Origin of the sequence: Leifsonella bigeumensis, from assembly GCF_039537265.1 — a bacterium.
Classification (GTDB): domain Bacteria; phylum Actinomycetota; class Actinomycetes; order Actinomycetales; family Microbacteriaceae; genus Terrimesophilobacter; species Terrimesophilobacter bigeumensis.
Map to the genome: position 1 here is coordinate 1,187,114 of NZ_BAABAE010000003.1, position 26,840 is coordinate 1,213,953.

Annotated in this window: 29 protein-coding genes; 7 read left to right on the forward strand and 22 right to left on the reverse strand. The window is 67.9% G+C overall.

Translation table 11 applies throughout. The features are described 5' to 3' along the window. The 6 genes from ruvX to ABD678_RS10910 are packed head-to-tail and all read right to left on the reverse strand — an operon-like array spanning position 1 to position 4,500. On the reverse strand, positions 1–465 hold the full coding sequence (gene ruvX, locus ABD678_RS10885) for a Holliday junction resolvase RuvX (protein WP_344756537.1): 465 nt from the start codon (positions 463–465) through the stop codon (positions 1–3). Beyond that, positions 462–3,134, reverse strand: coding sequence for an alanine--tRNA ligase (alaS, locus tag ABD678_RS10890; RefSeq protein ID WP_344756539.1), 2,673 nt, complete (start codon positions 3,132–3,134; stop codon positions 462–464). Before alaS ends, ruvX begins: the two co-directional genes overlap by 4 nt. Before the next feature lie 14 nt (positions 3,135–3,148). Further along, on the reverse strand, positions 3,149–3,373 hold the full coding sequence (locus ABD678_RS10895; protein ID WP_344756541.1) for a hypothetical protein: 225 nt from the start codon (positions 3,371–3,373) through the stop codon (positions 3,149–3,151). Positions 3,374–3,423: 50 nt separating this feature from the next. After that, positions 3,424–3,636: a hypothetical protein gene (locus ABD678_RS10900; protein WP_344756543.1), complete on the reverse strand. Its 213-nt coding sequence runs from the start codon at positions 3,634–3,636 to the stop codon at positions 3,424–3,426. Continuing rightward, positions 3,624–4,193, reverse strand: coding sequence for a methyltransferase family protein (locus ABD678_RS10905; protein ID WP_344756545.1), 570 nt, complete (start codon positions 4,191–4,193; stop codon positions 3,624–3,626). The genes ABD678_RS10900 and ABD678_RS10905 overlap by 13 nt, the downstream gene beginning before the upstream one ends. After that, positions 4,186–4,500, reverse strand: coding sequence for a transcriptional regulator (locus ABD678_RS10910; protein ID WP_344756546.1), 315 nt, complete (start codon positions 4,498–4,500; stop codon positions 4,186–4,188). Before ABD678_RS10910 ends, ABD678_RS10905 begins: the two co-directional genes overlap by 8 nt. Positions 4,501–4,656: 156 nt before the next feature. On the opposite strand from ABD678_RS10910, the gene ABD678_RS10915 reads away from it, so the two are divergent. The 4 genes from ABD678_RS10915 to ABD678_RS10930 are packed head-to-tail and all read left to right on the forward strand — an operon-like array spanning position 4,657 to position 7,984. Next, entirely contained in the window at positions 4,657–4,860 is a 204-nt protein-coding gene (locus ABD678_RS10915) for a hypothetical protein (RefSeq protein WP_344756548.1), read from the forward strand. Between the two features lie 15 nt (positions 4,861–4,875). Further along, positions 4,876–5,817 (forward strand): M50 family metallopeptidase, encoded by a 942-nt coding sequence (locus ABD678_RS10920; protein WP_344756550.1) that lies wholly within the window; start codon positions 4,876–4,878, stop codon positions 5,815–5,817. Next, positions 5,814–6,554: an ABC transporter ATP-binding protein gene (locus ABD678_RS10925; protein ID WP_344756552.1), complete on the forward strand. Its 741-nt coding sequence runs from the start codon at positions 5,814–5,816 to the stop codon at positions 6,552–6,554. The genes ABD678_RS10920 and ABD678_RS10925 overlap by 4 nt, the downstream gene beginning before the upstream one ends. Further along, positions 6,551–7,984: a hypothetical protein gene (locus ABD678_RS10930; RefSeq protein ID WP_344756554.1), complete on the forward strand. Its 1,434-nt coding sequence runs from the start codon at positions 6,551–6,553 to the stop codon at positions 7,982–7,984. The genes ABD678_RS10925 and ABD678_RS10930 overlap by 4 nt, the downstream gene beginning before the upstream one ends. Before the next feature lie 63 nt (positions 7,985–8,047). Here the strand turns inward: ABD678_RS10930 and rpsD are convergent, their stop codons facing one another. After that, positions 8,048–8,677 carry a 30S ribosomal protein S4 gene (rpsD, locus tag ABD678_RS10935; RefSeq protein WP_104094653.1) on the reverse strand — a complete coding sequence of 210 codons (630 nt, stop codon included), beginning with the start codon at positions 8,675–8,677 and terminating at the stop codon, positions 8,048–8,050. 226 nt (positions 8,678–8,903) lie between these two features. Next, complete coding sequence (locus ABD678_RS10940; RefSeq protein ID WP_344756559.1) at positions 8,904–10,226, reverse strand: replication-associated recombination protein A; 1,323 nt, start codon at positions 10,224–10,226, stop codon at positions 8,904–8,906. A gap of 111 nt (positions 10,227–10,337) precedes the next feature. Here ABD678_RS10940 and ABD678_RS10945 point away from each other — a divergent pair, with 111 nt between their 5' ends. The 3 genes from ABD678_RS10945 (at position 10,338) to ABD678_RS10955 (ending at position 13,092) form a co-directional block, all read left to right on the forward strand. Further along, positions 10,338–11,126, forward strand: a complete 789-nt coding sequence (locus ABD678_RS10945) for a peptidylprolyl isomerase (RefSeq protein WP_344756561.1) — start codon at positions 10,338–10,340, stop codon at positions 11,124–11,126. 96 nt (positions 11,127–11,222) lie between these two features. Next, the gene (locus ABD678_RS10950; RefSeq protein ID WP_344756563.1) at positions 11,223–12,449 is read left to right on the forward strand and encodes a DUF349 domain-containing protein; all 1,227 of its coding nucleotides are present in this window, start codon (positions 11,223–11,225) and stop codon (positions 12,447–12,449) included. Positions 12,450–12,540: 91 nt separating this feature from the next. Then, the gene (locus ABD678_RS10955) at positions 12,541–13,092 is read left to right on the forward strand and encodes a hypothetical protein (protein WP_344756565.1); all 552 of its coding nucleotides are present in this window, start codon (positions 12,541–12,543) and stop codon (positions 13,090–13,092) included. On the opposite strand, the gene ABD678_RS10960 is transcribed toward ABD678_RS10955, so the two are convergent. The 14 genes from ABD678_RS10960 to ABD678_RS11025 all read right to left on the reverse strand — a co-directional run bounded on the left by ABD678_RS10960 (position 13,089) and on the right by ABD678_RS11025 (position 26,822). Continuing rightward, the gene (locus ABD678_RS10960) at positions 13,089–15,353 is read right to left on the reverse strand and encodes a RelA/SpoT family protein (RefSeq protein WP_344756567.1); all 2,265 of its coding nucleotides are present in this window, start codon (positions 15,351–15,353) and stop codon (positions 13,089–13,091) included. The genes ABD678_RS10955 and ABD678_RS10960 overlap by 4 nt on opposite strands. A gap of 64 nt (positions 15,354–15,417) precedes the next feature. Further along, positions 15,418–16,410: a protein translocase subunit SecF gene (gene secF, locus ABD678_RS10965; RefSeq protein WP_344756569.1), complete on the reverse strand. Its 993-nt coding sequence runs from the start codon at positions 16,408–16,410 to the stop codon at positions 15,418–15,420. After that, positions 16,407–18,185 carry a protein translocase subunit SecD gene (gene secD / locus ABD678_RS10970; RefSeq protein WP_344756571.1) on the reverse strand — a complete coding sequence of 593 codons (1,779 nt, stop codon included), beginning with the start codon at positions 18,183–18,185 and terminating at the stop codon, positions 16,407–16,409. The genes secF and secD overlap by 4 nt, the downstream gene beginning before the upstream one ends. A gap of 48 nt (positions 18,186–18,233) precedes the next feature. After that, positions 18,234–18,647 (reverse strand): preprotein translocase subunit YajC, encoded by a 414-nt coding sequence (yajC, locus tag ABD678_RS10975; RefSeq protein WP_344756573.1) that lies wholly within the window; start codon positions 18,645–18,647, stop codon positions 18,234–18,236. 92 nt (positions 18,648–18,739) lie between these two features. Continuing rightward, on the reverse strand, positions 18,740–19,756 hold the full coding sequence (gene ruvB / locus ABD678_RS10980) for a Holliday junction branch migration DNA helicase RuvB (RefSeq protein ID WP_344757174.1): 1,017 nt from the start codon (positions 19,754–19,756) through the stop codon (positions 18,740–18,742). Positions 19,757–19,791: 35 nt separating this feature from the next. Beyond that, positions 19,792–20,397: a Holliday junction branch migration protein RuvA gene (ruvA, locus tag ABD678_RS10985; RefSeq protein ID WP_344756574.1), complete on the reverse strand. Its 606-nt coding sequence runs from the start codon at positions 20,395–20,397 to the stop codon at positions 19,792–19,794. Next, positions 20,394–20,984 (reverse strand): crossover junction endodeoxyribonuclease RuvC, encoded by a 591-nt coding sequence (gene ruvC, locus ABD678_RS10990; protein WP_344756576.1) that lies wholly within the window; start codon positions 20,982–20,984, stop codon positions 20,394–20,396. Before ruvC ends, ruvA begins: the two co-directional genes overlap by 4 nt. 4 nt (positions 20,985–20,988) lie before the next feature. Continuing rightward, on the reverse strand, positions 20,989–21,747 hold the full coding sequence (locus ABD678_RS10995) for a YebC/PmpR family DNA-binding transcriptional regulator (protein WP_344756578.1): 759 nt from the start codon (positions 21,745–21,747) through the stop codon (positions 20,989–20,991). Between the two features lie 32 nt (positions 21,748–21,779). Then, positions 21,780–22,397 (reverse strand): hypothetical protein, encoded by a 618-nt coding sequence (locus ABD678_RS11000; RefSeq protein WP_344756580.1) that lies wholly within the window; start codon positions 22,395–22,397, stop codon positions 21,780–21,782. A gap of 18 nt (positions 22,398–22,415) precedes the next feature. Then, positions 22,416–23,021: a pyridoxal 5'-phosphate synthase glutaminase subunit PdxT gene (gene pdxT, locus ABD678_RS11005; RefSeq protein WP_344756581.1), complete on the reverse strand. Its 606-nt coding sequence runs from the start codon at positions 23,019–23,021 to the stop codon at positions 22,416–22,418. Continuing rightward, a complete protein-coding gene (gene pdxS / locus ABD678_RS11010) occupies positions 23,011–23,916 on the reverse strand; it encodes a pyridoxal 5'-phosphate synthase lyase subunit PdxS (protein WP_344756582.1) in 906 nt (301 codons plus the stop codon). Before pdxS ends, pdxT begins: the two co-directional genes overlap by 11 nt. Positions 23,917–23,925: 9 nt before the next feature. Further along, positions 23,926–24,474 (reverse strand): HIT family protein, encoded by a 549-nt coding sequence (locus ABD678_RS11015; protein WP_344757176.1) that lies wholly within the window; start codon positions 24,472–24,474, stop codon positions 23,926–23,928. A gap of 14 nt (positions 24,475–24,488) precedes the next feature. Further along, positions 24,489–26,444, reverse strand: a complete 1,956-nt coding sequence (gene thrS, locus ABD678_RS11020; RefSeq protein ID WP_344756584.1) for a threonine--tRNA ligase — start codon at positions 26,442–26,444, stop codon at positions 24,489–24,491. Positions 26,445–26,525: 81 nt separating this feature from the next. Beyond that, positions 26,526–26,822: a hypothetical protein gene (locus ABD678_RS11025; protein ID WP_344756585.1), complete on the reverse strand. Its 297-nt coding sequence runs from the start codon at positions 26,820–26,822 to the stop codon at positions 26,526–26,528. Between the last annotated feature and the right edge of the window lie 18 nt (positions 26,823–26,840).

Genomic DNA, 26,840 nt, shown 5'->3' on the forward strand with positions numbered 1-26,840 from the left:
CTATCCTTCGTCCTGGATGATGAGCTCCCCCGGGGGCTTCCCGCTCGACCGCTCGGTCTCGAGGGCATTCTGCAGAATTATAGTGGCCGCGACTTGGTCGATGACCGGACGGGAACTGCGGATATCCTTCCCCGTCGACTGAAGGGAACGCTGCGCAGCGACCGTCGAGAGTCGCTCATCCACGAGCCGGACGGCAAGCCCGGATGCCGCCGCAAGTCGCCCGGCGAACCCGCGGGCATCCTCGGTCGACGAAGTCTGCGCACCGGTGAGCGAGAGCGGAAGACCCACCACGAACTCGAGCGCATCGTGCTCGCGGGCGAGACGAGCGAGTTCGGCAAGGTCCCCCGCACCTCGTTTCACGGTCACCACGGGGATCACGAGGAGCCCTTCGACGTCGCTCCGGGCGACACCGACGCGCGCCCGCCCGACATCGACGCCGATGCGGACCCCGGCGCGAAGGGTCACGCCGGAAGCGCCTTCGCGATGGCCTCGAGCGCCGCACCGATGGCCGCGGAGTCGGTGCCGCCGCCCTGGGCGAGGTCGTCCTTGCCTCCCCCGCCTCCGCCGAGGATGCCTGCGGCGAGCTTCGAGAGCTCCCCCGCCCTGACCCCCAGGGAGCGGGCGCCCTCGTTCGTGGCGACGATCACGACGGGCTTCGCCGGCCCGCCGCCGGAGGCGACCTCCGCCGCAAGGGCGACCAGGCCCGCCTCGAGCCCGAGCCTGCTGCGCACCGTCGTTGCGAGCGTGCGCACGTCATCCGCTGATCCGACGGTACCGAGGTTCTCGACGACACGCGTGAGCCCGCCCGCCCGCTGCGCGGAGTCGATGAGGGCGGGGACGCGCTGGGCGAGCGCCGCGGACTGGAACTCGGCGATCTTCTTCTCGGCCGCCTTGAGGCTCGCCATGAGGTCGGCGATACGCTCGGGCAGCTGCTCCCTCGGCGTCTTGAGATTCGCGCTCAGCTGCGACACGATCGTGCGTTCGAGCGCGAGGTCCCTGAAGCCCTCGAGGCCGACGAGCGACTCGATCCGGCGATTGCTGGATCCCACCGAGGCCTCGCTCACGAGGTTGATGAGCCCGATCTCGGAACTGCGGGACACATGCGTTCCCGCGCACAGCTCGCGCGACCACGGTCCGCCGATGTCGACGACACGCACCGTCTCGCCGTACTTCTCCCCGAAGAGCGCCATGGCGCCGAGCGCCTTGGCCTCGGCGAGCGGCATGACCCGCGTCTCGACCTCGAGGTTGTTGCGGATGGCGTTGTTCGAGAGCTCCTCGATCTCCGTCCGCGTCGCGGGCGAGAGCGCCTGGTTCCAGTTGAAGTCGAGCCGCATGTAGCCCGCCTTGTTGTAGGAGCCGGCCTGGTGAGCCTGCGGGCCGAGCACCTCGCGCAGCGCAGCGTGGATGACATGGGTCGCCGAGTGCGCCTGCGTCGCGCCCCGGCGCCACTGCGGGTCGACGATGCTCGTCGCGGCATCCCCGACACCGACCTCGCCGCCGGTGACCTCGACCTTGTGGCTGATGAGCCCCTTCACCGGACGCTGCACGTCGAGGACCTCGAGCTCGAAGTCCGCGCCGACGATACGGCCGGCGTCGGCCTCCTGGCCTCCGGACTCCGCGTAGAGCGAGGTCTCGGCGAGGATGACATCGGCGATGTCGCCGACACCCGCCCGCTGCACGGACTCCCCGCCGACGATGATCCCGAGCACCGTGCTGTCGGTCTCGAGGAACTCGTAGCCGGTGAAGACCGTCTCGCCCTTCGCGCGGAAGTCGCTGTACACCGACAGGTCGGCGAGCAGGGTCTTCTTGGCCCGCGCATCCGCCTTCGCCCGGTTGCGCTGCTCGGCCATCAGCGTGTCGAACGCCGAGCGATCGACACTGAGGCCTGCCTCCTCGGCCATCTCCACGGTCAGGTCGATGGGGAATCCGAAGGTGTCGTGCAGCTGGAATGCGACATCGCCCTCGAGCTGCCTGCTGCCGGACTTCCGAACCTTCTCGACCGCGACATCCAGGATGCTCGTTCCGCTCTCCAGGGTCTTCAGGAAGGTCTCCTCCTCGCCGTAGGCGAGACGACCGATGCGCGCGTAGTCGGCCTCGACCTCCGGGTAGGCGGCCTTCATGGCGTCGCGGGAGGCGGGGAAGAGCTCGGGGAATGTCGCGGCATCCACGCCCAGCAGACGCATGGCGCGCACGCTGCGACGCAGCAGGCGGCGCAGGATGTAGCCACGGCCCTCGTTGGACGGCGTGACCCCGTCGGCCATGAGCATGAGCGAGGAGCGCACGTGGTCGGCCACGACCCGCATCCGCACGTCGTCATCGTGGTCGGCGCCGTAGCGGCGACCGGAGAGCTCTGCAGCCCGATCCAGCACGGGGCGGACCTGGTCGATCTCGTACATGTTCTCGACGCCCTGCTTGAGGAACGCGACGCGCTCGAGCCCCATGCCGGTGTCGATGTTCTTTCTGGGCAGCTCGCCGAGAATCTCGAAGTCGTTCTTGCTGCGCCCCTCGCCGCGCAGGTACTGCATGAACACGAGGTTCCAGATCTCGACGTAGCGGTCGTCGTCGGTCGCCGGCCCCCCGTCGGCACCGTACGCCGGTCCGCGGTCGAAGAAGATCTCCGAGCAGGGCCCCGCCGGTCCGGGCAGCCCCGTCGACCAGTAGTTGGTGTCCATGCCGAGGCGCTGGATGCGCTCATCCGGGAGCCCGGCGGTCTTCTTCCAGAACCGGAAGGCGTCGTCGTCCTCCTCGTAGATCGTGACCCAGAGGTCGTCCGGCGAGAAGCCGTAGCCGCCGTCCTGCTCCGAGTTCGTCAGCAGCTCCCAGGCGTATTCGATCGCCTGGTCCTTGAAGTAGTCGCCGAACGAGAAGTTCCCGTTCATCTGGAAGAACGTCCCGTGGCGGGGGGTCTTCCCGACCTCCTCGATGTCGAGGGTGCGAATGCACTTCTGAACGCTCGTCGCGCGCGGGTACGGAGCGGGGACCAGCCCGGTCAGGTACGGGATGAACGGAACCATCCCCGCGACGGTGAAGAGCAGCGTCGGATCGTCGCTCACGAGCGACGCCGACGGCACGACCGTATGGCCGCGGTCGGCGAAGAAGTCGAGCCAGCGGCGACGGATCTCAGCGGTCTGCACTGTGTGTTCTGGATCTACTGCCGCTTGGCGAAGTCGGCGATCGCGTCCTCGGCGTCGGCGACGGCCGCGCGAAGCTCGGCCTCGCGCGCCTTGTAGCCGTCGACGACGGCACTGCCGAACTCGCGCGCCTTCGAATCGACGTCCTCGAAGAACCGACGGCCTTCCGGCGTCTTGTTGAGCTGGTGCGCGGCGACGAATCCGACGCCGACCCCGACGATCAACCACAGTAATCTGCTCATCGCGCTACTCCTTAGGTCTGTGCGGCGCTGAACATCAAGCTTACTGAGCGCTAGGCCAGGTCGACGAACACCGAGGTCGCACAGGCCGTGAAGACCAGGATCAGGACCGCCAACGGCGCGAACGAGGCGGCCAGTTGACGGCGGATTCTCAGGGAGGCCTTGCCGGAGGCGGCCAGGGAGAGGACCTCGATCTCTTCCGGAAGCAGCCCGAAGAGTTCGGATGACCTTCCGGCCGAGCCGCTCTCGTCTTCTAATACAGACATGGCAGCAGCCTCCAGCGCACGCGCCGGCGGTAGTCCTCGTACTCGTCGCCGAACTCCGAGACGAGGAGCTTCTCCTCCCCCGCGAGCCGTGCCGCCGTGAGGAGGACGACCGGAAGGGAACCGATGAGGGCTGCGTAAGGCGAGAGCATCATCCCCATCCCGATGAACTGCAGCAGTAATCCGAGGTAACCGGGATGCCGCACCCAGCGGTACGGACCGGCCGTGCACAGGTAGTGAGAGGCTCGCTGCGCCTGCGGTGTCAGCGTGTACCGCCGTCCCAGCACGCGCATCGCCCAGCCCCTCACGGCGAGGCCCAGGATCGCCGCGGCCGCGCCGACGACGACGAGCGGTGCCGATGGACCCCACCCGGGCAGGAGCTGGGCGATGAGGGGAACTCCCAGGCTCAGGGCGAACCCGAGTTTCATGGCGCGATCCATCGCTCGCGCCGAGTCCGTCGGGTCGTACTGGGTGCGATTCGCGTACGCGACTTCGAGCGCGACACCGAGGGAACCGGCGGTCGCCCAGGCGACCGCGACACCCGCCCCGGCGCTAAGCACGAGCCTTCACGAACCGCAGAACACCCGGAAGAGCGCAGCCGATGCCGATCACGGCCGGCACCACGAGGAACAGCAGGGCGCCGGGAAAGAGGTGCACTCCGAATCGACCGGCATTCTTGAATCCCTCCATGACCGGCAGGCCCAGGAGCTCCTTCGGAAAGACCCCGTCGCCGACCGACGCCCTCGCCTCGGTCGACGCGCTCACGAACAGGAATCCGAAGAGGACGATCGAGACCACGAAGACCGCGATCGTGACGATCGTGGAGACGACGAACAATCGGCGGGCGTGCGTCGGAGTGGGTTCCATTGTTTCCTTGCCTTTCATATCTCTTCCTCATCTGCCCTTGCGCGTGGCCCGGATGCTCCACTAACGTCAGGGGCGTTGATAAATCATGCCCGATAAATCATGCAGCACCAGCCTTGCGTCGATTGCTCGAGCTTGTCAAGCAAAGGAGAAGGTTAGATGTCATCTGCAGCATTCGTCCCCGCGATCATGACCTCCGACGGTCTGGATGAGACGCAGGCAGAGGTGGCCATTGCCGCCCTGGTAGCCGCGTTCCTCGGCCTCGCTCTCGCCGTCGTGATCTACATCTGTTCCGTCTGTCAGGCGCGCTCCTTCCAGGCGTGCGTCGATGCGGTCATCAGCTATTGGACCACCGGCTGCTGACGTCTCTGCAGCGCAGTGGGACAGCTACTGGAGAGCGCCATCGTTCGCCTTGCCCCCGGGGTCATCGCGGAGACCGACGGGCTGCGGGACGGCGACGGCCACAGCTACCCGGTCAACGCGGCCGGCGCCGTCATCGGCCGGCTCGCGTCACGTCCGGTGGAGATCAGGGCGATCGTCGCCCGGCTCTCGACCACGCTCGGACAGCCCGTCCAAACGCTCGAGCCTCCGATCGTCCGATACCTGTTGGATCTCAATGAGCGCGGGCTCGTCTCGATCCATCAGTCGTTCGCCCGCGAACTGATCGAGCTCCTGGCCCGTCTCCCGCTCGGCCTCGTGACGCGCATGAGAGACCGGATGCCGCCGGCATCCGGCGGACGCATCTCGCGCCGGTACGCGCCGACGATCGCCAATGTCGTCCGCGGTTGCCTCGAGGGGCATCAGGCGTCGATGTGGTCGCTGCTCGTCCTGGTCGTCCTGGCCGGGACGGGCAGCGTTCTGCTCGACAGGACACCGGGTATCGGTCCCGTGACGCCACTGCGGGCCATCCTCCTCGCGCTCTCCTTCTTCGCCCTCCTGCACTGGACATCCATCCTGGTGCACGAACTGGGACACCTTCTGGTCGCTCGCGCCACAGGCAGCTCGATCCGGACGGTCTACGTTCGATCGAGTGCGATGGGGATCTCGTTCCGGGCCGGGTCGAGACGGGCTGCTCTCCTGGTCCTGGCCTCGGGGGCGATCGCCTCCCTCGCCTACCTCCTGCTCGTCCTGGTCCTGATCATGAGCATCCCCGACGCACTGTGGGGTCGAGCCGGCATCGATCAGCTGCGGCTGTCGATCTACGTCGCGATCGGCGCTCTCGCCCTGGCCCAGCTGGCCTGCTTCACCCCGATCACCCGGGACGGGAGGGAACTCCTCCGTTCGCTGCGGTCGGAGCCGCACGAAGGGCCGGCCCAGTGAGCCTGACGGTGGTCGACCTGACCGTCGAGTACGCGGAGTTCAGGCTCGGCCCCGTCGATGTCTCCCTCGAGCCGGGCGAACTGCTGGCCCTGCTGGGTACGAACGGATCGGGGAAGAGCACCCTCCTGCGTGCCCTTCTCGGCCTCCAGGGAACCACGGGCGGCGGCGCGTTCTGGAACGGCGAGCCGCTCAGCCCCCGCACCCGGCTCAGCGTCTCGCAGGTCGGGTACGTCAGCGATTCGAGTCACGACCTGCTCCCCGAGTTCACCGCGCTCGAGTACTGGCAGTACTGCCTCCTCGCGTTCGAGAAGGCGCGAGGCCGACGGATGCCCGAGGCGCTGGATCGGGCGCGGGGCCTGGCCGATGCGCTCGACTTTCCGGCGACGAAGCGCGTTCCGCTCGCGGGCCTCAGCCTGGGCACGGCGCGCAAGGCCCAGATCATCGCCGCCCTCATGACCTCCCCGCGGTTGATTCTCCTGGACGAGCCATTCCTCGGACTCGACTTCCTCTCGGCCCGTGCGCTCGAATCCGTTCTGGGCCAGTCCCGCGACGAAGGAGCCGCGATCATCGTCTCCAACCACGATCTCGACCTGGCGTCCCGGCTGGCCGACTCGGTGGTCCTCCTCCACCGCGGGCGCCAGCTGATCGGCCAATCGGTGTCGTCGCTGGGCGGGCATGAACGGCTCGAACCGGCGATCGTGTCGGCCCTCGAGGCGGCCCGAGCGGAGTCGGGATGATCCGCCTGCTGGTGAGGACCACGGATCTCCTGCTCCGGAAGCTCACCCACACGGCGAATCACCCTCGTGCGCGACTACCGGTGTACCTGGGACTCCTCGCGGGCGGGCTCGTGGCCAGCGGCTGGTTCACCATCCGGAACTATGTCGACATGGTCGGCGCCCGTCCCGCCGAGCAGTTGTTCGCCGCGCTCATCGCGGTCGCGATCGGCTACGTGATGGCCGGCCCGGTGGTCCTGACCGCGGAGCTCACGAGGGACAGGTCAGGACGGTTCGAGGCGGCGCTCGCGCCTCTCCCGCTCACGCGGCAGAGCACGCACGTGCTCGTGTGGGGTCCGGTACTGCTCCTCATCGCGCTCATCCTGGTTCTCCTGCTCCCCCCGTCGATCGCCACCCTGCGGGGAGCGGGACTTCCCCTCATCGACGCGGTCTCCTACGCGGGGGTCTCCCTTGCGCTCGGCACCGGGACCGCCGCGCTTTCGGTGCTTGTCGTCTCCCTGGTGCTGGCCGGAGGCAAGTGGAAGGTTGTCCGCGCCCCCGTGTGCTTTCTCGTCTGGGCGGCCATCATCGTGGTCCAGATCCTCGTCGCCGTGAACGTCCTGATGGGAGAGGACGTTCCGCTGCGATCCTGGCTGCTCGTCCCCGAGGTCCTTCGCGGCCTCAGTGAAGGCGCCGGCCTCGACCCGGTGATCGCGATCGCCGGCATCACCGTGAGCGTGATCATCGTCCTCGGCCTGTTCTTCATCTCCGGCGAGAGATTCCGCACCGTCTCCCACGGAAAGATCCTGGTGTCGTGGACGAGCCGCTTCCGGCGCAACCGCCTGGTCGGCGAGCTTCTCTACGCCCTGCGGGACGCCAACATCCTCGCGAACCTCATCACCTGCGCACTTCTCACCGGTGGAGCCCTGTACCTGGTCCACCGACTGCCGCAACAAATGCACCATCAGCTGCTGCCGCTGGCGATGACCTTCATTCTGCTGTGCGCCGGGATACCGTCGCGGGGCCTCCGCGGCACCTTCCCGGGCCGGGTGACCCCGCAACAGGCGATGGGGATGACGGCCGGATCCTGGTTCGTCACCCAGAACGTCGTCTCGCTCGCGCTCTTCCTGCTCGTCGGCGCTCCAGCGGCATTCCTCCCCGGGGCGGCATCCGGATCGGCGGTCATGCTGCTGCTCGCGCTGGCCATCGCCGTCTTCACGTGCTCGACCGTCTCCGGATGGCTGCTCGTCGTGCGGAACGAGAACTCGCTCGGACAGGTGCTGATCACGCTCGTCTACCTCGCGATCGGAGCCGGCGTCGCCGGATTCATGGTCGACCTGTGGAGTCGATCAGCCCCCATCGCGCTCGGCCTCGCCGTCGTGCTGTGGGCAGCCGGGTCGGCAGGCTCGCTCACGATGGAGCAGCGGCGCTGGCGTCAGAACCCTCGCGCTTAGCGCGCCGCGTAGCAGCACGACCATGCGCCGCCGCCTCTGCGGCGCACCCGTACTCCGCGCCGCTTAGCGCGCCGCGTAGTACTCGACGACGAGCTGGACTTCGCAGGTGATCGGAACCTCGGCGCGCTTCGGGCGGCGAACCAGTCGCGCCTGCAGCTTGTCGAGCTCGACCTCGAGGTAGGCGGGGACCTTCGGAAGCACCTCGGCGTGACCGCCGGCTGCCGCGACCTGGAAGGGCTCCATCTGCTCGCTCTTCGGGTGCACGTGGACGAGCTGGCCCGGCTTCACGCGGAACGAAGGGCGGTCGACGCGCTGGCCGTCCACCATGATGTGGCGGTGCACGATCTGCTGACGCGCCTGCGCGGTCGTGCGGGCGAAGCCTGCGCGGACGACGAGCGCGTCGAGACGCATCTCGAGGAGCTCGACGAGGTTCTCACCGGTCAGCCCCTGGGTGCGGCGCGCCTCCTGGAAGACGATCTTGAGCTGAGCCTCGCGGATGCCGTACTGGGCGCGCAGGCGCTGCTTCTCGCGCAGACGCACGGCGTAGTCGCTGTCGGTCTTGCGGCGCGTACGGCCGTGCTCACCCGGTGCGTATGGACGCTTCTCGAGGTAACGGGCCGCCTTCGGCGTGAGCGGGATGCCCAGCGCGCGGGAGAGGCGGGTCTTGCTGCGGGTGCGTGACTTGGTAGACACGGTTTCCTTTCGGTACTGAGATCATCGGTCTTCGGTTCGGGCGCCATGGCGCGTCCGAAATCAGGGAAGAGGGATGTGCCGTGGAAACCATCCGGCTAAAGGATGCTTCCTCCAGATTCGGGATCCGCTGCAGCCGTGCGCGGAAACCCCTGTCGGCGGAGTCAAGAATAGCAGATCGCTGCCGGTCGAACGTTGCTGCCGGTCGAACGTCACTGGCGGGCGAATATCACCGGCCGCGGATGATGCGCCTCAGCTTCTCGAGGCGCGCTGAGACCTCGCGCTCGTTGCCGTGGTCGGTCGGTTCGTAGTACACCGCACCCTTCAACTCATCCGGGGCATACTGCTGCTCGAGAACCCCGAGGTCCGCGTCGTGCGGGTAGCGGTAGCCCTTGCCGTGGCCGAGCTTCTTCGCACCGGCGTAGTGGGCGTCGCGCAGGTGAGCAGGTACGCGTCCGATCTTCCCGGCCCGCACATCCGCGATCGCCTGGTCGATGGCGAGGTAGGAGGCGTTCGACTTCGGCGCCGTCGCGAGGTAGACGACCGCCTCGGCGAGCGGGATGCGCCCCTCCGGCATCCCGATGAACTGCACGGCGTCCGCCGCTGCGACCGCGACGACGAGCGCCTGCGGGTCTGCCATCCCGACGTCCTCCGCGGCGAGCACGATGATGCGGCGGGCGATGAACCGGGGGTCCTCCCCCGCCTCGATCATGCGCGCGAGGTAGTGGATGGAGGCATCCACATCCGAGCCGCGCACCGACTTGATGAAGGCGCTGATGACGTCGTAGTGCTCATCGCCCTGACGGTCGTAGCGCAGGAGCGCCCGGTCGACCGCGATCGCCACCTGCTCCGCGGTGACGACGGGCGTGCCATCCTCGGCGCTCACGGATGCCGCAGCCGCCTCGAGGGCCGTGAGCGCTCGCCTGGCGTCGCCCGAGGCGAGCCGGACGATCGCCGCGCGCGCATCGGGATCCAGCTCGACCTTCCCGTCGAGGCCCCGCGGATCGGATACGGCGCGGTCGATCACGGCGCCGAGCTCGTCGTCGGTCAGCACTTCGAGGGTGAGCAGGAGCGAGCGGGACAGGAGGGGCGCGATGACCGAGAACGAGGGGTTCTCGGTTGTCGCCGCGACGAGGATCACCCAGCCGTTCTCGACGCCGGGCAGCAGGGCATCCTGCTGCGCCTTGGTGAACCGATGGATCTCGTCGAGGAACAGCACGGTCGAGAGGCCGTAGAGGTCGCGCGACGAGAGTGCCTGCTGCATGACGTCGCGCACGTCCTTGACCCCGGCGGTCACCGCGGAAAGCTCCACGAACTTCCGCCCCGAGCTCTGGGCGATCGCCTTCGCGATCGTCGTCTTGCCGGTGCCGGGCGGACCCCAGAGGATGACGGAGGTTGCCCCCTGCTCCCCCGACGCATCCGAAGCGAGCGTCCTGAGCGGCGAACCGGGCACGAGCAGGTGCTTCTGGCCCTCGAGCTCCTCGAGCGTTCTCGGGCGCATCCGCACGGCGAGCGGAGTCGCGCCGCTGCGCAGCCCCGGCTGGTCGACCATACTCGCCATGCTAGCCGTGGCGACCGTCGGCGCCGGACCTGCTGCGCCGGACCAGCGGCGCCGGGCAGGTAATGTACTTCTGGGCGATACCCCAGACCCCGAAGGAGCAACGTGCCACCGAGCAAGAACGCCGAGCGCGAGGCGCGCGCGGCTCGCGAGAGACTGCGCCGGTACTCCGCACGGCAATCCGTGCACGAGAGCCAGGTTCGCCGCCGCCGCCGCGACAACATCCTCGCGATCGGCGGGGTCGTCCTCGTGGCGGCGCTCGCCACGGTCACCCAGGTCGTCTACTTCACCGCTGGCCCCGGCGCGCCGCTCCCGGAGCCCTCTGTCACCTCCTCCCCCGATGCCACCACCGGCCAGAACATCGGCGACATCCCCGACCCCTCGACCGCGGAGGCTCGCGTCTGGGACGGGACTCTCACGCTCAATGACATCCCCCTCGGCATCGAACTCGACGGCGCCGCCGCACCGCAGGCCGTCGCCGCCTTCGTCCAGGAGGCCGCGGACGGCTACTTCGTCGACAAGACCTGCCACCGGCTGACGACCGGACCTGCCTACCTGCTCCAATGCGGGTCCCTCGACGGAACGGGGGCGGGCGACCCGAGCTACATGTTCGGCCCGATCGAGAACGCCCCGGCCGACAACGTCTACCCCGCCGGGACCATCGCGCTCGCCCGGGCAGGCGGTGCCGCATACTCGCAGGGCCACCAGTTCTTCATCATGCTGCGGGACGGAACGATCCCGAGCGACTCCGCAGGCGGCTACACCGTGTTCGGGACCGTCACGAGCGGTCTCGACGCCCTCATCGCCGGGGTGGCGGATGCCGGCACGGAAGACGGCTCGGCAGACGGTCGGCCCGCCGTCGCCACGACCATCACCGCGGTGACGGTCCAGTAACGCCTTGCTCCTGCCCCCCGAACGGTGCAATAGGCTGGTGGACGGTCGGCGAGAGCGCCGGAGACGGCACACCCCTGAATCGGCAAGGTGAGACAGTTGGCGGAAAACCAGGCACCCTGGGGCCGGGTCGACGAGACGGGCACCGTCTTCGTCCGCACGGCAGACGGCGAGCGTTCGGTCGGGCAGTACCCGGACGGCACCCCGGAAGAGGCCCTGGCCTACTTCGAGCGGAAGTTCACCGAGCTCGCCGGTCAGGTGACCCTGCTCGAACAGAGGGTGAAGCGCGGCACGGCGGCGAGCGATGTCGCGAAGACGGTCGAGAACCTGAAATCGAGCATCGCCGAGGCGAATGCCGTGGGCGACCTGGCCTCGCTTCAGGCGCGGCTCGACGCGCTCGGCGGCGCCGTCGGAGAGCTCACCGAGAAGCAGCAGGCCGAGGCGAAGGCAGCGGTCGCGACGGCACTCGCTGAGCGCACCACCCTCGTCGAGGAGGTCGAGGCTCTCGCAGGGCAGGACCCCGCGAAGGCGCAGTGGAAACAGGTGAGCGCCGCCCTCGATGCACTGTTCGACCGGTGGCAGAAGCACCAGCAGGACGGCCCGCGCCTCCCCAAGAGCGAAGGCAATGAGCTCTGGAAGCGGTTCCGTGCCGCGAGGACGACCATCGAGACCCATCGCAAGGCGTTCTTCGCCGAGCTCGACACCGTGCACAAGGATGCGCGCATCCGCAAGCACGAACTCCTCGAGAAGGCGGAGGCACTCGCTCCCAAGGGCGTCGACGGCATCCCGGGCTACCGTGCACTCCTCGACGAATGGAAGCGTGCCGGGCGGGCCGGCAAGAAGTCGGATGACGCGCTGTGGGCGAAGTTCAAGGCCGCGGGCGATGTCCTCTACGCGGCCAAGGCGGAGCTCGACGCCCGGGACGAGGCCGAGTTCGGCGCGAACCTCGAGAAGAAGCTCGCCCTCCTCGACGAGGCGGAGCCCCTGCTCACCGAGACCGACCGCGGCGTTGCCCGGGAGAAGCTGCTGACGATCCAGCGACGCTGGGACGAGGTCGGCAAGGTCCCGCGCGACAAGGTGCGCACGGTCGAGGACCGCATGCGCAAGGTCGAGACAGCAGTGCGCAAGCTCGACGAGGAGCACTGGCAGCGCAACAATCCGGAGAAGAAGGCCCGCAGCGAGGGACTGGCGACACAGCTCGAGGAGGCCATCGCGAAGCTCGACCAGGAGCTCGCCGAGGCGAAGGCGAGCGGCGACGCCAAGAAGATCTCGGATGCGCAGGAGGCGCTCGACGCACGGAAGGCATGGCTCGCCGCGATCGGCTGATCCCGGCGCGTGGGTTGTCCACAAGCAGCCTTCCTCCACAGATAGGTGTCGTCCGGCACCGCCCCGCATCCGCAGGCGCGATCATGGTGCCATGCCACGCCTCTCTCCCGTTCTCGACCCGACCGACCTGCCGGAGGCCGAGCTGCGCGCCGCGATCCTCGATGGGGAACTGTTCGCGTTCCGCGACGGCTACTGCCCGATCGACGAGATCGAGGGTACGCGGCACCGGGCGATGACGCTCGCCAGGACGCTGCCACCGAAGGTCATCGTCGAACGCCGGACTGCGGCCTGGGTGCTCGGCCTCGGCCAGGCACCGCCCTCGCCGCTCGAGGCGTGTACCGACATCGCCGCACGCACCCGCATAGCGCCGGTTTCCGGGCTCACCGTTCGCGAGGTCGTCATCGATCCGGATGAGTGCCTGACGATCGACGGCCTGCGCATCACGACCCCACTGCGAACGGCCATCGATCTGGCGCGCACCGAGGAGGCCTTCGGCGCACCGGAACGGGAACTCGTCGGCGGGCTCGCCCTCCTCGGCAGGTTCGGCTTCGAGGACTGTGTCGCCGCGATCGATGCGCGCCGGAACCTCCCGAACAAGCATCTGGCGATCGAGCGGCTCGCCGCCATCGAGCACGCGCTCTAGCCGGCGCTGACCCGGTAGACGTCGTACACCTGGTCGATCCTCCGCACCGCGTTGAGCACACGGTCCAGGTGGGTGGTGTCTCCGGTCTCGAACACGAAGCGGCTGAGCGCGAGCCGGTTGCTCGAGGTGGTGACCGTGGCCGACAGGATGTTGACGTGGTGCTCGGAGAGCACGCGCGTGACGTCAGAGAGCAGACCCGCACGATCCAGCGCCTCGACCTGGATCTGCACGAGGAAGACGCTCTTGGTCGTGGGGGCCCATTCGACCTCGATCATCCGCTCGGGTTCGGAGACCAGGGAGGCGGCGTTGCTGCAGCTGGCCTGGTGGATCGAGACGCCGGAGCCTCGCGTGACGAAGCCGATGATGTCGTCTCCGGGCACCGGCGTACAGCACTTGGCGAGCTTCACGAGAATGTCCGGCGCGCCCCGGACGAGCACACCCGAGTCGTTGCTGCGAACCGCCCGCCGGCCGGAGGTGATCGAGATCGGCAGTTCCGCGTCGTCGTTCTCCGACTCCGAGTGCAGGGTGGCGACGACCTTCTCTATGACGGACTGCGTCGACACGTGCCCCTCGCCGACGGCGGCGTAGAGGGCGGAGACGTCCTCATAGCGCAACTGTGCCGCGACCTCGCTCAGCGAGTCCTGACTCATGAGCTTCTGCAGCGGAAGGTTCTGCTTGCGCATCGCGCGGACGATCGCATCCTTGCCCTGCTCGATCGCCTCCTCGCGGCGCTCCTTGGTGAACCACTGCTTGATCTTGTTGCGGGCGCGGGGACTCTTGACGAACGCGAGCCAGTCCTTGCTGGGGCCGGCATCCGGGTTCTTGGAGGTGAACACCTCGACAACCTCGCCGCTCGACAGCGCCGTGTCGAGCGGGACGAGCCGACCGTTCACTTTCGCACCCATCGTGCGATGGCCGACCTCGGTGTGCACCGCATAGGCGAAGTCCACCGGGGTCGCCCCGGCGGGAAGGCCGATGACCTTGCCCTGCGGGGTGAACACGTAGACCTCCTTCGCCCCGATCTCGAAGCGCAGGGATTCCAGGAACTCGTTCGGGTCGCTCGTCTCCGCCTGCCAGTCGGAGATGTGGGCGAGCCAGGCCATGTCGGTGTCCGGCGGGAGGGTGCCTCCAGAGCCCTTTCCCCCGCCCATGCGCTCCTTGTACTTCCAGTGCGCGGCGACGCCGAACTCGGCGCGCTGGTGCATCTCCTCAGTGCGGATCTGCAGTTCGACCGCACGGCCGTGCGGTCCGATGACGGTCGTGTGCAGGGACTGGTAGAGGTTGAACTTCGGGGTCGCGATGTAGTCCTTGAACCGGCCGGGGATCGGGGTCCACCTCGCGTGGATGGCGCCGAGAACCGCGTAGCAGTCCCGCACGGAGTTCACCAGGATCCGGATGCCGACGAGGTCGTAGATCTCGTCGAACTCCCGGCCGCGCACGATCATCTTCTGGTAGATCGAATAGTACTGCTTCGGCCTCCCGGCCACCCTGCCGCGGATCTTCGCCGCCTTGAGATCCTCGCTCACGGCGTCGATGACCTCCTGCACGAACTCCTCGCGCTGCGGCGTGCGCTCCTTCACGAGACTCTCGATCTCGACGTAGAGCTTCGGGTACAGCACGGCGAAGGAGAGGTCCTCGAGTTCCCACTTGATCGCCTGGATCCCGAGCCGATGCGCGAGCGGCGCATAGATCTCGAGCGTTTCCTGGGCCTTGCGCGTCGCCGACTCTGGCGAGACGAACCCCCAGGTGCGGGCGTTGTGCAGGCGGTCGGCGAGCTTGATCACGAGCACCCGGATGTCCTTGGACATCGCGACGACCATCTTGCGCACGGTCTCTGCCTGGGCGCTGTCGCCGTACTTGAGCTTGTCGAGCTTGGTGACGCCGTCGACGAGCATCGCGATCTCTTCGCCGAAGTCCTTGCGCACGTCGTCGAGGGTGTACTCGGTGTCCTCCACGGTGTCGTGGAGGAGTGCCGCGGCGATCGTGACCGGTCCGATGCCGAGATCCGCGAGGATCTGGGCTACCGCGACAGGGTGGGTGATGTACGGCTCGCCGCTGCGGCGCACCTGGCCCTCGTGGGCCAGTTCGGCCGCGGCGTGGGCGCGCTCGATGACCCCGACGTCTGCCTTCGGGTGGTGCGTGCGCACCGTCTTGAGGAGTCGGTCGACGGCCCCGGCGGGCTGCGCCCTCGAGAAGATCCTCGGCAGGAGGAGCCGACGCGACGCCGGAGGCGACGTCGGCGTCTCGACGGGATCCGCCATGGACACTCTCCTCGATCCTCCCGGTTCGGTTGATTACGGGCCGGGAGGGCCGGGCACCGCGACGTCAGCCCTGGCTGACCGCCGTCCGTGTAGCCAGCGTCACCGCGTCGTGTTTCCGGATCTCCGGCTCGCCCTGACGGAACCAAGCATACAGCGGGGCGCCCACGAAGATCGTCGAGTAGGTGCCCAGGATGATGCCGATCAGGAGTGCCAGGGAGATGTCCCTGAGCGTGTCGGCCCCCAGCACGAAGGCACCGACGAACAGGATCGTGCCGACCGGGAGGACCGCGACGACGCCGGTGTTGATCGATCGGACGAGGGTCTGGTTGACGCCGAGATTCACCGTCTCCGCGAAGGTGCGCCGGTTGAGGGTCGCCTCCTCCGCCGTGTTCTCCTTGATCTTGTCGAACACGACGACCGTATCGTAGAGCGAGAAGGCGAGGATCGTGAGGAAGCCGATGAGCGCTGCAGGGGTGACCTCGAACCCGGTGAGGGCGTAGACCCCTGCCGTGATGATGAGGTCGTGCACGAGCGACAGGATCGCCGCGAGGGACATCTTCCAGGTGCGGAAGTAGAACGCCATCAGGAGGAGGGCGAGCGTGAGGAACACCGCGAGTCCCTGTATCGCCTGCCGGCTCACATCCGCACCCCAGGTCGGTCCGATGAAGGAGTGGGTGACTTCCGACTCATCGACGCCGTAGCCGACGGCCAACGCCGTGGCGACGTTCTTGGTCTCGTCGTCGGTGAGCTGGTCGGTCTGCACCCGTACGCCCTCGGAGCCGACGATCGACACGCGCGCGACCATGTCGGGAACCACGCTCTCCACGGCTGCGGTCGCAATCGACTGTTCGGCATCGATGACTCCGCTGACCTGGAACTGCGAGCCCCCACGGAACTCGATGCCGAAGTTGAAGCCACCCTTGACGATCGGAATGATGACGGCGACGATCATCATGAGGCTCGCAATGATGAGCCAGTACCGGCGCATCCCGACGAAGTCGATCGACCGCTCACCGGTGTGGAGGTCGTTGCCGAACCGAGCGAATCGTGACGTCATGACTTCTTCCCCTTCGACTGCGTCAACTCCGCGGCCTCAGCGGCCTTTCGTTCGGCGATCGTCTGGCGCCGCGCGGCTTCGCGGACACTCGTCGCGGCGCTCTTGCCCTTGATATCCCCGCGCACGCGGAACTCGCCAGCCCCCCGGTAGACGGCGCCGTGCGCCATCGGATCGAGGCCGGAGAGCGGATGTCCGTCCCCGAAGAACCGGGTTCGGGCCAGGAGTTGAAGCATCGGGTGGGTGAACATGACCACGATGAGGACGTCGATGACGGTCGTGATCCCCAGCGTCAGGGCGAATCCGCGCACGTTGCCCACGGCCACGACGTAGAGCACGACCGCGGCCAGCAGGTTGGTGCCCTTCGCGGCGTAGACGGTGCGCAACGCCCGTTTCCAGCCCGCCTCGACGGCGGAGACGAGCAGGCGACCGTCCCTCAACTCATCCCTCACGCGTTCGAAGTAGATGATGAAGGAGTCGGCGGTGAAGCCGATCGCGACGATGAGGCCGGCGACGCCGGCGAGCGACAATCGATATCCCTCCCGCCAGGAGAGCACCGTGATGACGAGATAGGTGATGACTCCGGCGGCGACGAGGGAGGCTATCGTGACGAAGCCGAGGGCGCGATACTGGAAGAGCGTGTACACCATCACGAGGATGAGGCCGAGGATGCCGGCGATGAGACCGCTCTGGAGTTGCGAGGTGCCGAGGGTCGCCGAGATGGTCTCGGAGCTCTGGACCACAAACCCGATCGGGAGCGCACCGAACTTGAGTTGATCGGCGAGGGTCTTGGACGATTCCTGGGTGAAGTTCCCGGTGATCTGTGGTTTTCCGTCGGTGATGATCGCGTTCGTCGTCGGCGCCGAGATGACTTTGCCGTCGAGGACGATCGCGAACTGGTGCTGCGGTCCGGTGAGACCGTAGAGGCGCGTGGTGACCTCGCCGAACTCCTTCGCGCCCTCGGCGTCGAAGACGATGTTGACACCCCACTGGTTCGTGCTGATGCCCTGGCTGTTGGCGACGAGGCCGTTCGTCGCATCCGCGATGCGCTCACCGGAGACCTCCACCGGCCCGAGTATGTATTTGTAGTCCGGGAGGGCGTCGGTGAGGGTTCCGTTGATCTCGCAGGTGATGAGGGGCTTGTCGGCAGGAGCTATGTTCGCGTTCGCGCTGTCGAGGTCGGCGCAGTCGAAGTCGTCGAATTCCTTCTGGAGTTCCGGTGTCACCCACGCGGGATCGCTTGCGTTGCTCGGGGTCGGCGTGGGCGTGGCTTCGGGGGACGCGCTGGAGCTCGGGCTCGGTGTGCCCTCAGGGGAATCGGTGGCCTCCGACGTCGGACTCGGGCTTGGACTCGGCGTCTCCCCCATGGAGGAGACGGCGGCGGAGTCCGAGGTGATGACCGCCCGGAACTCGAGCTTGGCCGAGGACTCGACCCGGTTCCGGGTCTCCTCGTCGACCTCCTGCCCCGGAATCGCAACGACGACGTTCTGGCCCTGCGTGTTGATCTCGGCCTCGGAGACCCCGGAGGCGTCGATGCGCTGGCGGATGATCGCGACCGCCTGGTTGAGCTGGTCGGTGGTGACGGTCTGTCCGCTCTCCAGCTGCGGCGCGAGGATGATCTGCGTCCCGCCCTCGAGATCGAGGGCGAGCTTGGGAACCCACGTCCCGTTGGCCCAGAGCGCCCCGCCGGCGTTGATCGCGGCGAGTCCGGCGATGATGATGAGTAGCCAGGTGAGCGAACGCCATGCCTTCTTCACCGGTGTTGGGCGTGCCGCCACGTGTGACTCAGCTTTCTGGGTTGGGGTCGGGAAAGGGGTGCTGGCGGTCTACTCGGAGTCCTGTGCGCTCTTTCTGCGGTTCGGCTTCTTCGTCGGGGTGGTGCGCTCCCCGTACTCCGGCTCGGCGAGCGGGACGGCGTTCGAGGTGTTGAGTTCCGGACCGGTCTCCTCGACCGCCTCGGCCTCCGCCTCGACGGGAGCCTCCGGCTCGACGGCCTTGAGGATGACCTGGCGGTGCAGCTTCACGATCGTCTTGGGCGCAATCTCCACAAGGGCGATGTTCTCCTCCTCGTCGATCGACACGAGAGTTCCGTAGAGGCCGAAGTTCGTCATGACCTCGACGCCGGGCAGGAGGGACGCCAGGCGTTCTGCGGCTTCCTTCTGCCGTTTCTTCGAACTGCGGAACTGGAAGAACACGAACACGGCGAGGGCGACCGCGATGAGAATGAGGGTGTAGTCCATGGTGGCGTTTGGGGCCTTCCGAAATTGTCTGTGACCGGCTCAGGTGAAATCAGCGCGACAATTCGTCGTCACTGTTGTGCGGCCAGCTTGAATTATAGGTCATGACCGAACAGGCCATCCGTACGCCGGTCGATCCTGAGGTGCCGCCACGCCTCCCCCGTCGCGACGCGACCTCTCGGTGTGCGGGTGAGGAGGCCGATGCGCACGAGGAACGGCTCGACGACGGATTCGATCGTCTCCGCTTCCTCCCCCACCGAGACGGCCAGCGTGTTCAGCCCGACGGGGCCGCCGTCGAAGCGCGTGAGCATGACCGAGAGTACCGCCCGGTCGAGCCGGTCGAGCCCCAGTTCATCCACGTCGTAGAGGGCGAGTGCGGCCTGGACGGCCTCGAGCCCGTCCGACTCATGGACGAGGGCGTAGTCGCGGACACGCCGCAGCAGTCGGTTGGCGATGCGCGGCGTTCCCCTGCTGCGGCCGGCGATCTCCTGCCGTGCGGCGGAGTCGATCTCGAGCGCCAGGAGCCCCGCGGCACGGTCCAGCACCCGTTCGAGCTCCTCCGCCTCGTAGAACTCGAGGTGGGCGGTGAAGCCGAAGCGGTCGCGCAGGGGGTTCGGAAGCAGGCCGGACCGCGTCGTGGCGCCGATGAGCGTGAACGGCGCCAGGTCGAGCGGGATCGAGGTGGCGCCTGCGCCCTTGCCGACCATGATGTCGATCCGGAAGTCCTCCATGGCGAGGTAGAGCATCTCCTCCGCCGAACGGGCCATCCGGTGGATCTCGTCGATGAACAGGATCTCCCCCGGCACGAGGGAGGAGAGCAGCGCAGCCAGGTCTCCGGCGTGCTGGATGGCGGGGCCGCTCGAGATGCGCAGCGGGCGGCCGCTCTCCTCGGCGACGATCATGGCGAGCGTCGTCTTGCCGAGGCCGGGGGGTCCGGCGAGCAGGATGTGATCCGGGGTGCGGTTCTGCAGGCGCGCTGCGTCCAGGAGCAGCTGCAGTTGCGCCCTCACCTTCGCCTGCCCGACGAACTCGGCAAGCGTCTTCGGCCGCAGCGCGCCCTCGAAGGCGAGCTCGGCATCCGATTCGGGGGTGGGCCGCACGACAGCAGTCATCGGGTCCTCAGCGGTCGCCGGGTCTTCTGCGGCCGTCATCGCGCCGCCGGTCCCAGGCGCGAGAGCGCATTGCGCAGCAGGAGCGGCACCGAGCCGCGCTCCTCCTCGGCGGCGGCGGCGATCGCCTCGTCGACGGCTTGCGCGGCGACGCGCTCCGACCAGCCCAGCCCGACGAGCGCGACGAGAACGTTCTCGGCGATGGATGCCGGGGCCGCCGCGGCGGCCTTGCCTGCGACCGGTGGTTCATGGAGCTTTCCGGCGAGCGAGACCACGATCAGCTTCGCGGTCTTCGGCCCGATGCCGGAGACCTTGCGGAACGCGCCGTCGTCTTCGCGCGCGACCGCGCCGGCGATCTCGGCCGGACTCATGGCCGCCAGGACTCCCATCGCGGATTTGGGCCCGACGCCGCTCACCCCGCGCAGCAGGTCGAAGACCTCACGGCCCTCGACGTCGGAGAATCCGTAGAGGGCGAGCTCGTCCTCGCGAACGATGAGCGCGGTCCGCATGCTCACCTCGCTGCCGACCCGCATGGCGAGAGCGTGATCGGGTGTCACAGACACCTGAAGGCCGACTCCACCGACCTCGACGATCGCCGTGCCACCGACGACGGCGAGCACGGTGCCTCTCAGGGACGCGATCATGCCCCCAGCCTACGGTCGCCTCCCGTCCTTCCCGCGGACCGCTCGGCGGCGCGCCACGCCTCCTGCGCCGGCGTGAGCGCATCGGCAGCCGGACCGGCCGGGCCAGCCGGGCTGCCGCGCCAGGCATGGCAGATCGCGAGCGCAAGCGCATCCGAGGCATCGGCGGGCTTCGGAACGGCCTCGAGGCGCAGGATGCGTGCGACCATGTTCCCGAGTTGCTTCTTGTCGGCTCCCCCGAACCCGGTGAGCGCCGCCTTGACCTCCGTCGGGGTGTGCAGCCCCACGGCGAGCCCGCGCCGTGCGGCGACGAGGAGTGCGACGCCGCTCGCCTGGGCGACCCCCATGACGGTGCGCAGGTTCTGCTGGGCGAAGACCCGCTCGAGGGCGACCGCCTGCGGTCGGTGCTCGTCGAGCAGTCGCTCGATCCCCGCACCGATGTCGAGCAGTCGCTCCTCGAGAGCCTGGTCCGGTGAGGTGCGGATGACCTCGACCGCCACGAGCGTCGCCGTGCGATCCGGGGCGACATCCACCACTCCGACACCGCACCGGGTGAGCCCCGGGTCGATGCCGAGCACGCGGAGCGCCACGGCTCTACTCGTCGTCGAGTTCGGCCTGCACGGACGCCGGGATGTCGAAGTTGGCGAAGATGTTCTGCACGTCGTCGCTGTCTTCGAGCGCGTCGATGAGCCGGAAGACCTTGCGCGCGGTCTCGGCGTCGACCTCGACACTGACATTCGGCACGAACTCGGCCTCGGCGGCGTCGTAGTCGATTCCGGCCTCCTGCAACGCCGTACGCGCCGCCACGAGCTGCGAGGGCTCGGTGATGACCTCGAAGCCGCCGCCCTGGTCGTTGACCTCCTCCGCGCCCGCATCGAGCACGGCCAGCAGGATGTCGTCCTCGCCGACCCCCTCGGTCTTGGTGATCGAGATGACGCCCTTGCGGTTGAAGTTGTACGCGACGCTGCCCGGGTCCGCCATCGTTCCACCGTTGCGGCTCATGATCGTGCGCACCTCGGCCGCCGCGCGGTTGCGGTTGTCGGTGAGGCACTCGATGAGCAGGGCCACCCCGTTTGGGCCGTAGCCCTCGTACATGATCGTCTGGTAGTCGATCGACTCACCGGTGAGCCCGGCGCCGCGCTTGACCGCGCGGTCGATGTTGTCGTTCGGAACGCTCGTCTTCTTCGCCTTCTGGATGGCGTCGACGAGCGTCGGGTTGCCGGAGAGGTCGGCGCCGCCGATCTTCGCGGCGACCTCGATGTTCTTGATGAGCTTGGCGAAGGACTTCGCACGGCGCGCGTCGATGACGGCCTTCTTGTGTTTCGTGGTCGCCCACTTGGAATGCCCGCTCACGCTGCGCCTCTCTCTTGCATGTCCCCGGTATTCTACCGAGCCGCGCCAGCGGCGAGCCGCACGCCGGCTCCGCGCAACTCAAGTGCGGCGAGCCTTTTCACGACATCGCGCTCTCCCGCGCGCCAGGCATCCACGGGATTCCGGGCGATCCGGGCGAGGTCGTCGCGCGACCCGTGAACGAGCGCGCGCAGGGCGAGCAGGTCGTGACCGTCGGCCAGCCTCACGAGCCTGCTGGCATCCGTCGCCCGCCGGGCGAAAGCGACCCGGCGCCGCAACCAGATCCAGAGGACCAGCGCGGCGACGACGAGCGCGATCACCACGCCGACGATCGCGGCGGTGGTCGTGATGAAGGCGGCGGCGTTCTGGCCCGCGCTGGAGAAGCCGGCCCCTGCACTGCCTGCCGCGTCGAACGGAACGCGCGCAGAGTCCCCGACGAGCGGCAGCCCTCCGAAGACGTCACCGGCGTCCATCATCGCCACCTGGAACTCCAGGCCTGCCGACTCGACCTGCCGGGCGATGGCGGCGATCGCGGCGATTCCTGCGGAGACCGTGACCCCGACCCAGATTCCGAGGGCGATGACGACGAGAGCGAGGATGTCGGCGGCGATCTGGGCGGCACGGCGGGCAGGGAAGTCGGAATAGATCTTCATGCCACCCAGCATGGCGACTCAGCGCGCCGCGCGCACCCTCTTCAAAAAGTATTCGTGGAAGCGGTGATCCTGCGTCATCTCCGGATGGAACGATGTGCCGAGCACATTGCCCTGCTGCACGGCGACGACGCGGCCGTCCTCGAGGGCGGCGAGCGTCTCGACGGCCGGCCCCACCCGTTCGACGACGGGCGCGCGGATGAAAACGGCATGCAGGGGCGGGTCGCCGATCGCCGCGACCTCGAGCGCGACCTCGAAGGAGTCGGTCTGCGAGCCGAAGGCGTTGCGCCGGACGTCGATGTCGAGAGCGCCCAGGCTCTCCTGCCCTTCGATGCCGTCGAGGATGCTGCTGGAGAGCATGATGAGGCCGGCGCAGGTGCCGTAGACCGGCAGCCCGCCGGCGATGGCCTCCCGGAGGGGGTCGCGCAGGCCGAAGGTGCGCGAAAGCTTGTCCATGACGCTCGATTCGCCTCCCGGGATGACGAGGCCGTCGATCTCGGGAAGCTCGCTCGCGCGGCGCACCGGCACCGCTTCCGCCCCGAAGCCGCGCAGCACGGCGATGTGCTCCCGGAAGTCGCCCTGGAGCGCCAGGACACCGACACGAGGCTTCGTGGCGTTACCAGCCACGTTCTGCGAGGCGGTGCGGCGCAGGAAGGTCCGCGACGTTGATGCCGACCATGGCCTCGCCGAGCCCGCGAGAGGCCTCGGCGATGACGACGGGGTCATCGAAGAAGGTGACGGCCTTGACGATCGCGGCCGCGCGCTGCGCCGGGTTGCCCGACTTGAAGATGCCGGAGCCGACGAAGACGCCGTCGGCGCCGAGCTGCATCATGAGTGCGGCATCCGCCGGCGTCGCGACACCGCCCGCCGTGAAGAGCACGACCGGGAGCTTGCCGGTCTCGGCGATCTCCGCGACGAGATCGTAGGGCGCCTGCAGTTCCTTGGCGGCGACGTAGAGCTCGTCCTTGGTCTTCGACCTGAGCGCATTGATCTCGCCGGTGATCGTGCGGATGTGCTTGGTCGCCTCGGAGACGTCTCCGGTGCCGGCCTCGCCCTTGGAGCGGATCATCGCCGCGCCCTCGTTGATGCGCCGGAGCGCTTCGCCGAGATTCGTCGCACCGCACACGAAGGGCACGGTGAACTTCCACTTGTCGATGTGGTTGACGTAGTCGGCGGGGCTCAGCACCTCGGACTCGTCGATGTAGTCGACCTTCAGCGCCTCGAGCACCTGCGCTTCGACGAAGTGGCCGATGCGGGCCTTCGCCATGACCGGGATCGAGACGGCGGCGATGATGCCGTCGATGAGGTCGGGGTCGCTCATCCGGGCGACGCCGCCCTGCGAACGGATGTCGGCGGGCACGCGCTCGAGGGCCATGACGGCGACGGCCCCGGCATCCTCGGCGATCTTCGCCTGGTCCGCCGTGACGACGTCCATGATCACACCGCCCTTGAGCATCTCCGCCAGGCCGCGCTTGACGCGGTCGGTGCCCAGTTGTGCGGTGGAATCCTTCTTGGTGGCCATGGAGCTATTCTATGCGGGCCATGCCTCGGCGATTTCCCGCCGGACATCCCCCAGCAACCGCGGAAGCGCCTTCGTCCCGGCGACGATCGGGAAGAAGTTGGAGTCGAGCGCCCAGCGCGGGACGATGTGCTGGTGGAGGTGCTCGGCGATTCCCGCGCCGGCGATGCGTCCCTGGTTCATCCCGAGGTTGAATCCGTCGCAGTGGGACACCGAGCGCAGCACCTTCATGGCCGTCTGTGTGAGGCTGCCGATCTCGGCCGTCTCCTCCGAGCTCGCGTCGTCATAGAGCGCAACATGCCGGTACGGGCAGACGAGAAGGTGCCCCGAGTTGTACGGGTAGAGGTTCAGCAGCACGTAGGCGTGCTCACCGCGGGCGACGATGAGCGCCTTCGTATCGTCCATCGACGGGGCGAGACAGAACGGGCAGGCGTCCTTCGCAGGCTGCTGGCCGTCCTGGATGTAGACGAGGCGATGCGGCGTCCACAACCGCTGGAAGGCATCCGGGACCGCGGCGAAGTCGGCGGCGTCCTCGACGCTCTCGCCCTCGAACTCTCCCATCTCAGACGTCCCCGTCATACCTGGGCATGCTCGGCGATGGCGGTGCGGATGCGTTCGATCGCGTCGGCGACCGGGATTCCGTTCTCCTGATGGCCGTCGCGGAAGCGGAAGCTCACGGCGCCGGCCGCGCGATCCTCCTCCCCCGCGATGAGCTGGAACGGGATCTTCTGGAGGGTCGCATTGCGGATCTTCTTCGGCATCCGATCGCTCGAGAGGTCGACCTCGGCGCGAACGCCCACCGCTTTCAGTTGCGCGACCACATCCTCGAGGTAGGCGTTGTATTCCTCCGCAACCGGGATGCCGATGGCCTGCACGGGCGAGAGCCACACCGGGAACGCCCCGGCGTAGTGCTCGAGCAGGATGGCGAAGAACCGTTCGATCGATCCGAACAGCGCCCGGTGGATCATGATGGGGCGCTGCCGGGTGCCGTCGCGATCGGTGAACTCCAGATCGAAGCGCTCCGGGAGATTCGGGTCGACCTGAACGGTCGACAACTGCCACTCCCGGCCGATCGCATCCCGGGTCTTGAGGTCGATCTTCGGCCCGTAGAAGGCGGCCTCGCCTGGCACCTCGGTGAGCTTCAGCCCGCTGCGCAGGGCCACCTGGCGCAGGGCATCCGTCGAGCTCTCCCAGAACTCCTCGGAGCCGATCCACTTGTCCTTGTGCTCGTCCTTCATCGAGAGCTCGAGCGAGAACTCTGTGAGGCCGAAGTCGCGCAGCATGGAGACGACGAAGTCGAGGACTTTCGCGACCTCATCCTGCAACTGGTCCGGCGCGACGAAGAGGTGGGAGTCGTCCTGCGTGAAGCCGCGCACCCTGGTGAGGCCGTGCAGGGCCCCGGAGAGCTCGTTGCGGTACACGGTGCCGTTCTCGGCGAGACGCATCGGCAGGTCGCGATAGCTGCGCCCGCGCTCCTTGTAGATCAGGATGTGCATCGGGCAGTTCATCGGCTTGAGGTAGTAGTCGACCCCCTCCTTGGTGATGTTGCCCTCGTCGTCCACCTCCTCATCCATTCGGATCGGGGGGAACATGCCCTCCTTGTAGGTGACCAGGTGGTTCGACTGCAGGAACAGATCGGACTTGCTGATGTGCGGGGTGTAGACGTAGGTGTAACCGGCCTCACGGTGGCGCCGCCGGGCATGCTGCTCGATCTCTTCGCGGACGATGCCGCCGCGCGGGTGCCAGACCGAGAGGCCTGAGCCGATCTCCTCCGGGAACGAGAACAGGTCGAGTTCCTTGCCGAGCTTGCGATGGTCGCGCCGAGCCGCCTCCTCCTGGCGCACCTGGTACTCGCGCAGCTCATCCTTGCTCGGCCACGCGGTGCCGTAGATGCGCTGGAGCTGCTTGTTCTTCTCCGAGCCGCGCCAGTATGCGGCGGCCACCCTGGTGAGGGCGAACCCGTTGCCGATGAGGCGGGTGTTCGGCAGGTGCGGACCGCGGCAGAGGTCCTTCCACACGGTCTCGCCGGTCTTCGGGTCGACGTTGTCGTAGATCGTGAGCTCGGCGCCCCCGACCTCGACGGACTCATCGTCCGCGGTCCCGCCCTTCAGCCCGATGAGCTCGAGCTTGTACGGCTCGGCGCCGAGTTCGACCAGTGCCTCCTCCTCGGTGACAACCCGACGCTGAAAGCGTTGGCCCTGCTTGACGATCCGGGCCATCTCCTTGTCGATCGCCTTGAGGGCCTCGGGAGTGAAGGGCGTCTCGACGTCGAAGTCGTAGTAGAAGCCGTCGGTGATGGGCGGGCCGATGCCGAGCCTGACGTCCGGGTTGATCGCCTGCACGGCCTGTGCCGCCACGTGGGCCGCCGAGTGGCGCAGGATGTTCAGCCCTTCCGGAGAGTCGATCGTCACGGGCTCGACGTTGTCGGCATCCGTGACCGTCGTCGCCAGGTCCCTCAGTTCGCCGTTGACGCGCATCGCGACGATGCTGCGCTCCTCATACAGGTCGAATCCGGTCTTCTGGCTGCTCATTCCACCAACTTTAGCGGCGTGGATGATGGGCTCCCGACAGCGCCGCCGCTCACCCCTCCCGGTCGCGAGGGCGCCGCCGGATCAACCGCAGGTGTAGGTGACGCCGCCGACATCCCAGACACCGGGCCCGAGTTCTGCGCAGGTCTGGAGGATTCCGCCGAACAGCAGCGAGCCGGCCAGCACGATGCCGACGATCCAGAGGATCACGACCACGATGCTCACCACGATGCCCGCGGTGGCGACCCCATTCCTGATCCCGGCCCTGCTGGACCGGACCTTCGCCACGATGCTCAGGATGAGGCCGAGCGGCGGGATCAGGAATGCGAGCACGAGCCCAGCTATCCCCAGTCCCCGGCCAGGGTTGGTCGAATCAGTCATCGTTCTTCCTCCGTTGTC

What these genes read in the sequence shown, in the direction of transcription:
- thrS (WP_344756584.1), bottom strand. Translation starts at nt 26,444, where the DNA reads ATGAGCAGCCAGAAGACCGGATTCGACCTGTATGAGGAGCGCAGCATC.
- ABD678_RS10955 (WP_344756565.1), top strand. Translation starts at nt 12,541, where the DNA reads ATGCCACGCCTCTCTCCCGTTCTCGACCCGACCGACCTGCCGGAGGCC.
- ABD678_RS10915 (WP_344756548.1), top strand. Translation starts at nt 4,657, where the DNA reads ATGTCATCTGCAGCATTCGTCCCCGCGATCATGACCTCCGACGGTCTG.
- ABD678_RS10930 (WP_344756554.1), top strand. Translation starts at nt 6,551, where the DNA reads ATGATCCGCCTGCTGGTGAGGACCACGGATCTCCTGCTCCGGAAGCTC.
- ABD678_RS11000 (WP_344756580.1), bottom strand. Translation starts at nt 22,397, where the DNA reads ATGAAGATCTATTCCGACTTCCCTGCCCGCCGTGCCGCCCAGATCGCC.
- ABD678_RS10910 (WP_344756546.1), bottom strand. Translation starts at nt 4,500, where the DNA reads ATGGAACCCACTCCGACGCACGCCCGCCGATTGTTCGTCGTCTCCACG.
- ruvB (WP_344757174.1), bottom strand. Translation starts at nt 19,756, where the DNA reads ATGACTGCTGTCGTGCGGCCCACCCCCGAATCGGATGCCGAGCTCGCC.
- ruvA (WP_344756574.1), bottom strand. Translation starts at nt 20,397, where the DNA reads ATGATCGCGTCCCTGAGAGGCACCGTGCTCGCCGTCGTCGGTGGCACG.
- pdxS (WP_344756582.1), bottom strand. Translation starts at nt 23,916, where the DNA reads ATGGCCACCAAGAAGGATTCCACCGCACAACTGGGCACCGACCGCGTC.
- ABD678_RS10900 (WP_344756543.1), bottom strand. Translation starts at nt 3,636, where the DNA reads ATGTCTGTATTAGAAGACGAGAGCGGCTCGGCCGGAAGGTCATCCGAA.
- yajC (WP_344756573.1), bottom strand. Translation starts at nt 18,647, where the DNA reads ATGGACTACACCCTCATTCTCATCGCGGTCGCCCTCGCCGTGTTCGTG.
- ABD678_RS11025 (WP_344756585.1), bottom strand. Translation starts at nt 26,822, where the DNA reads ATGACTGATTCGACCAACCCTGGCCGGGGACTGGGGATAGCTGGGCTC.
- ABD678_RS10940 (WP_344756559.1), bottom strand. Translation starts at nt 10,226, where the DNA reads ATGGTCGACCAGCCGGGGCTGCGCAGCGGCGCGACTCCGCTCGCCGTG.
- ABD678_RS10895 (WP_344756541.1), bottom strand. Translation starts at nt 3,373, where the DNA reads ATGAGCAGATTACTGTGGTTGATCGTCGGGGTCGGCGTCGGATTCGTC.
- secF (WP_344756569.1), bottom strand. Translation starts at nt 16,410, where the DNA reads ATGACGTCACGATTCGCTCGGTTCGGCAACGACCTCCACACCGGTGAG.
- ABD678_RS11015 (WP_344757176.1), bottom strand. Translation starts at nt 24,474, where the DNA reads ATGGGAGAGTTCGAGGGCGAGAGCGTCGAGGACGCCGCCGACTTCGCC.
- ABD678_RS10960 (WP_344756567.1), bottom strand. Translation starts at nt 15,353, where the DNA reads ATGGCGGATCCCGTCGAGACGCCGACGTCGCCTCCGGCGTCGCGTCGG.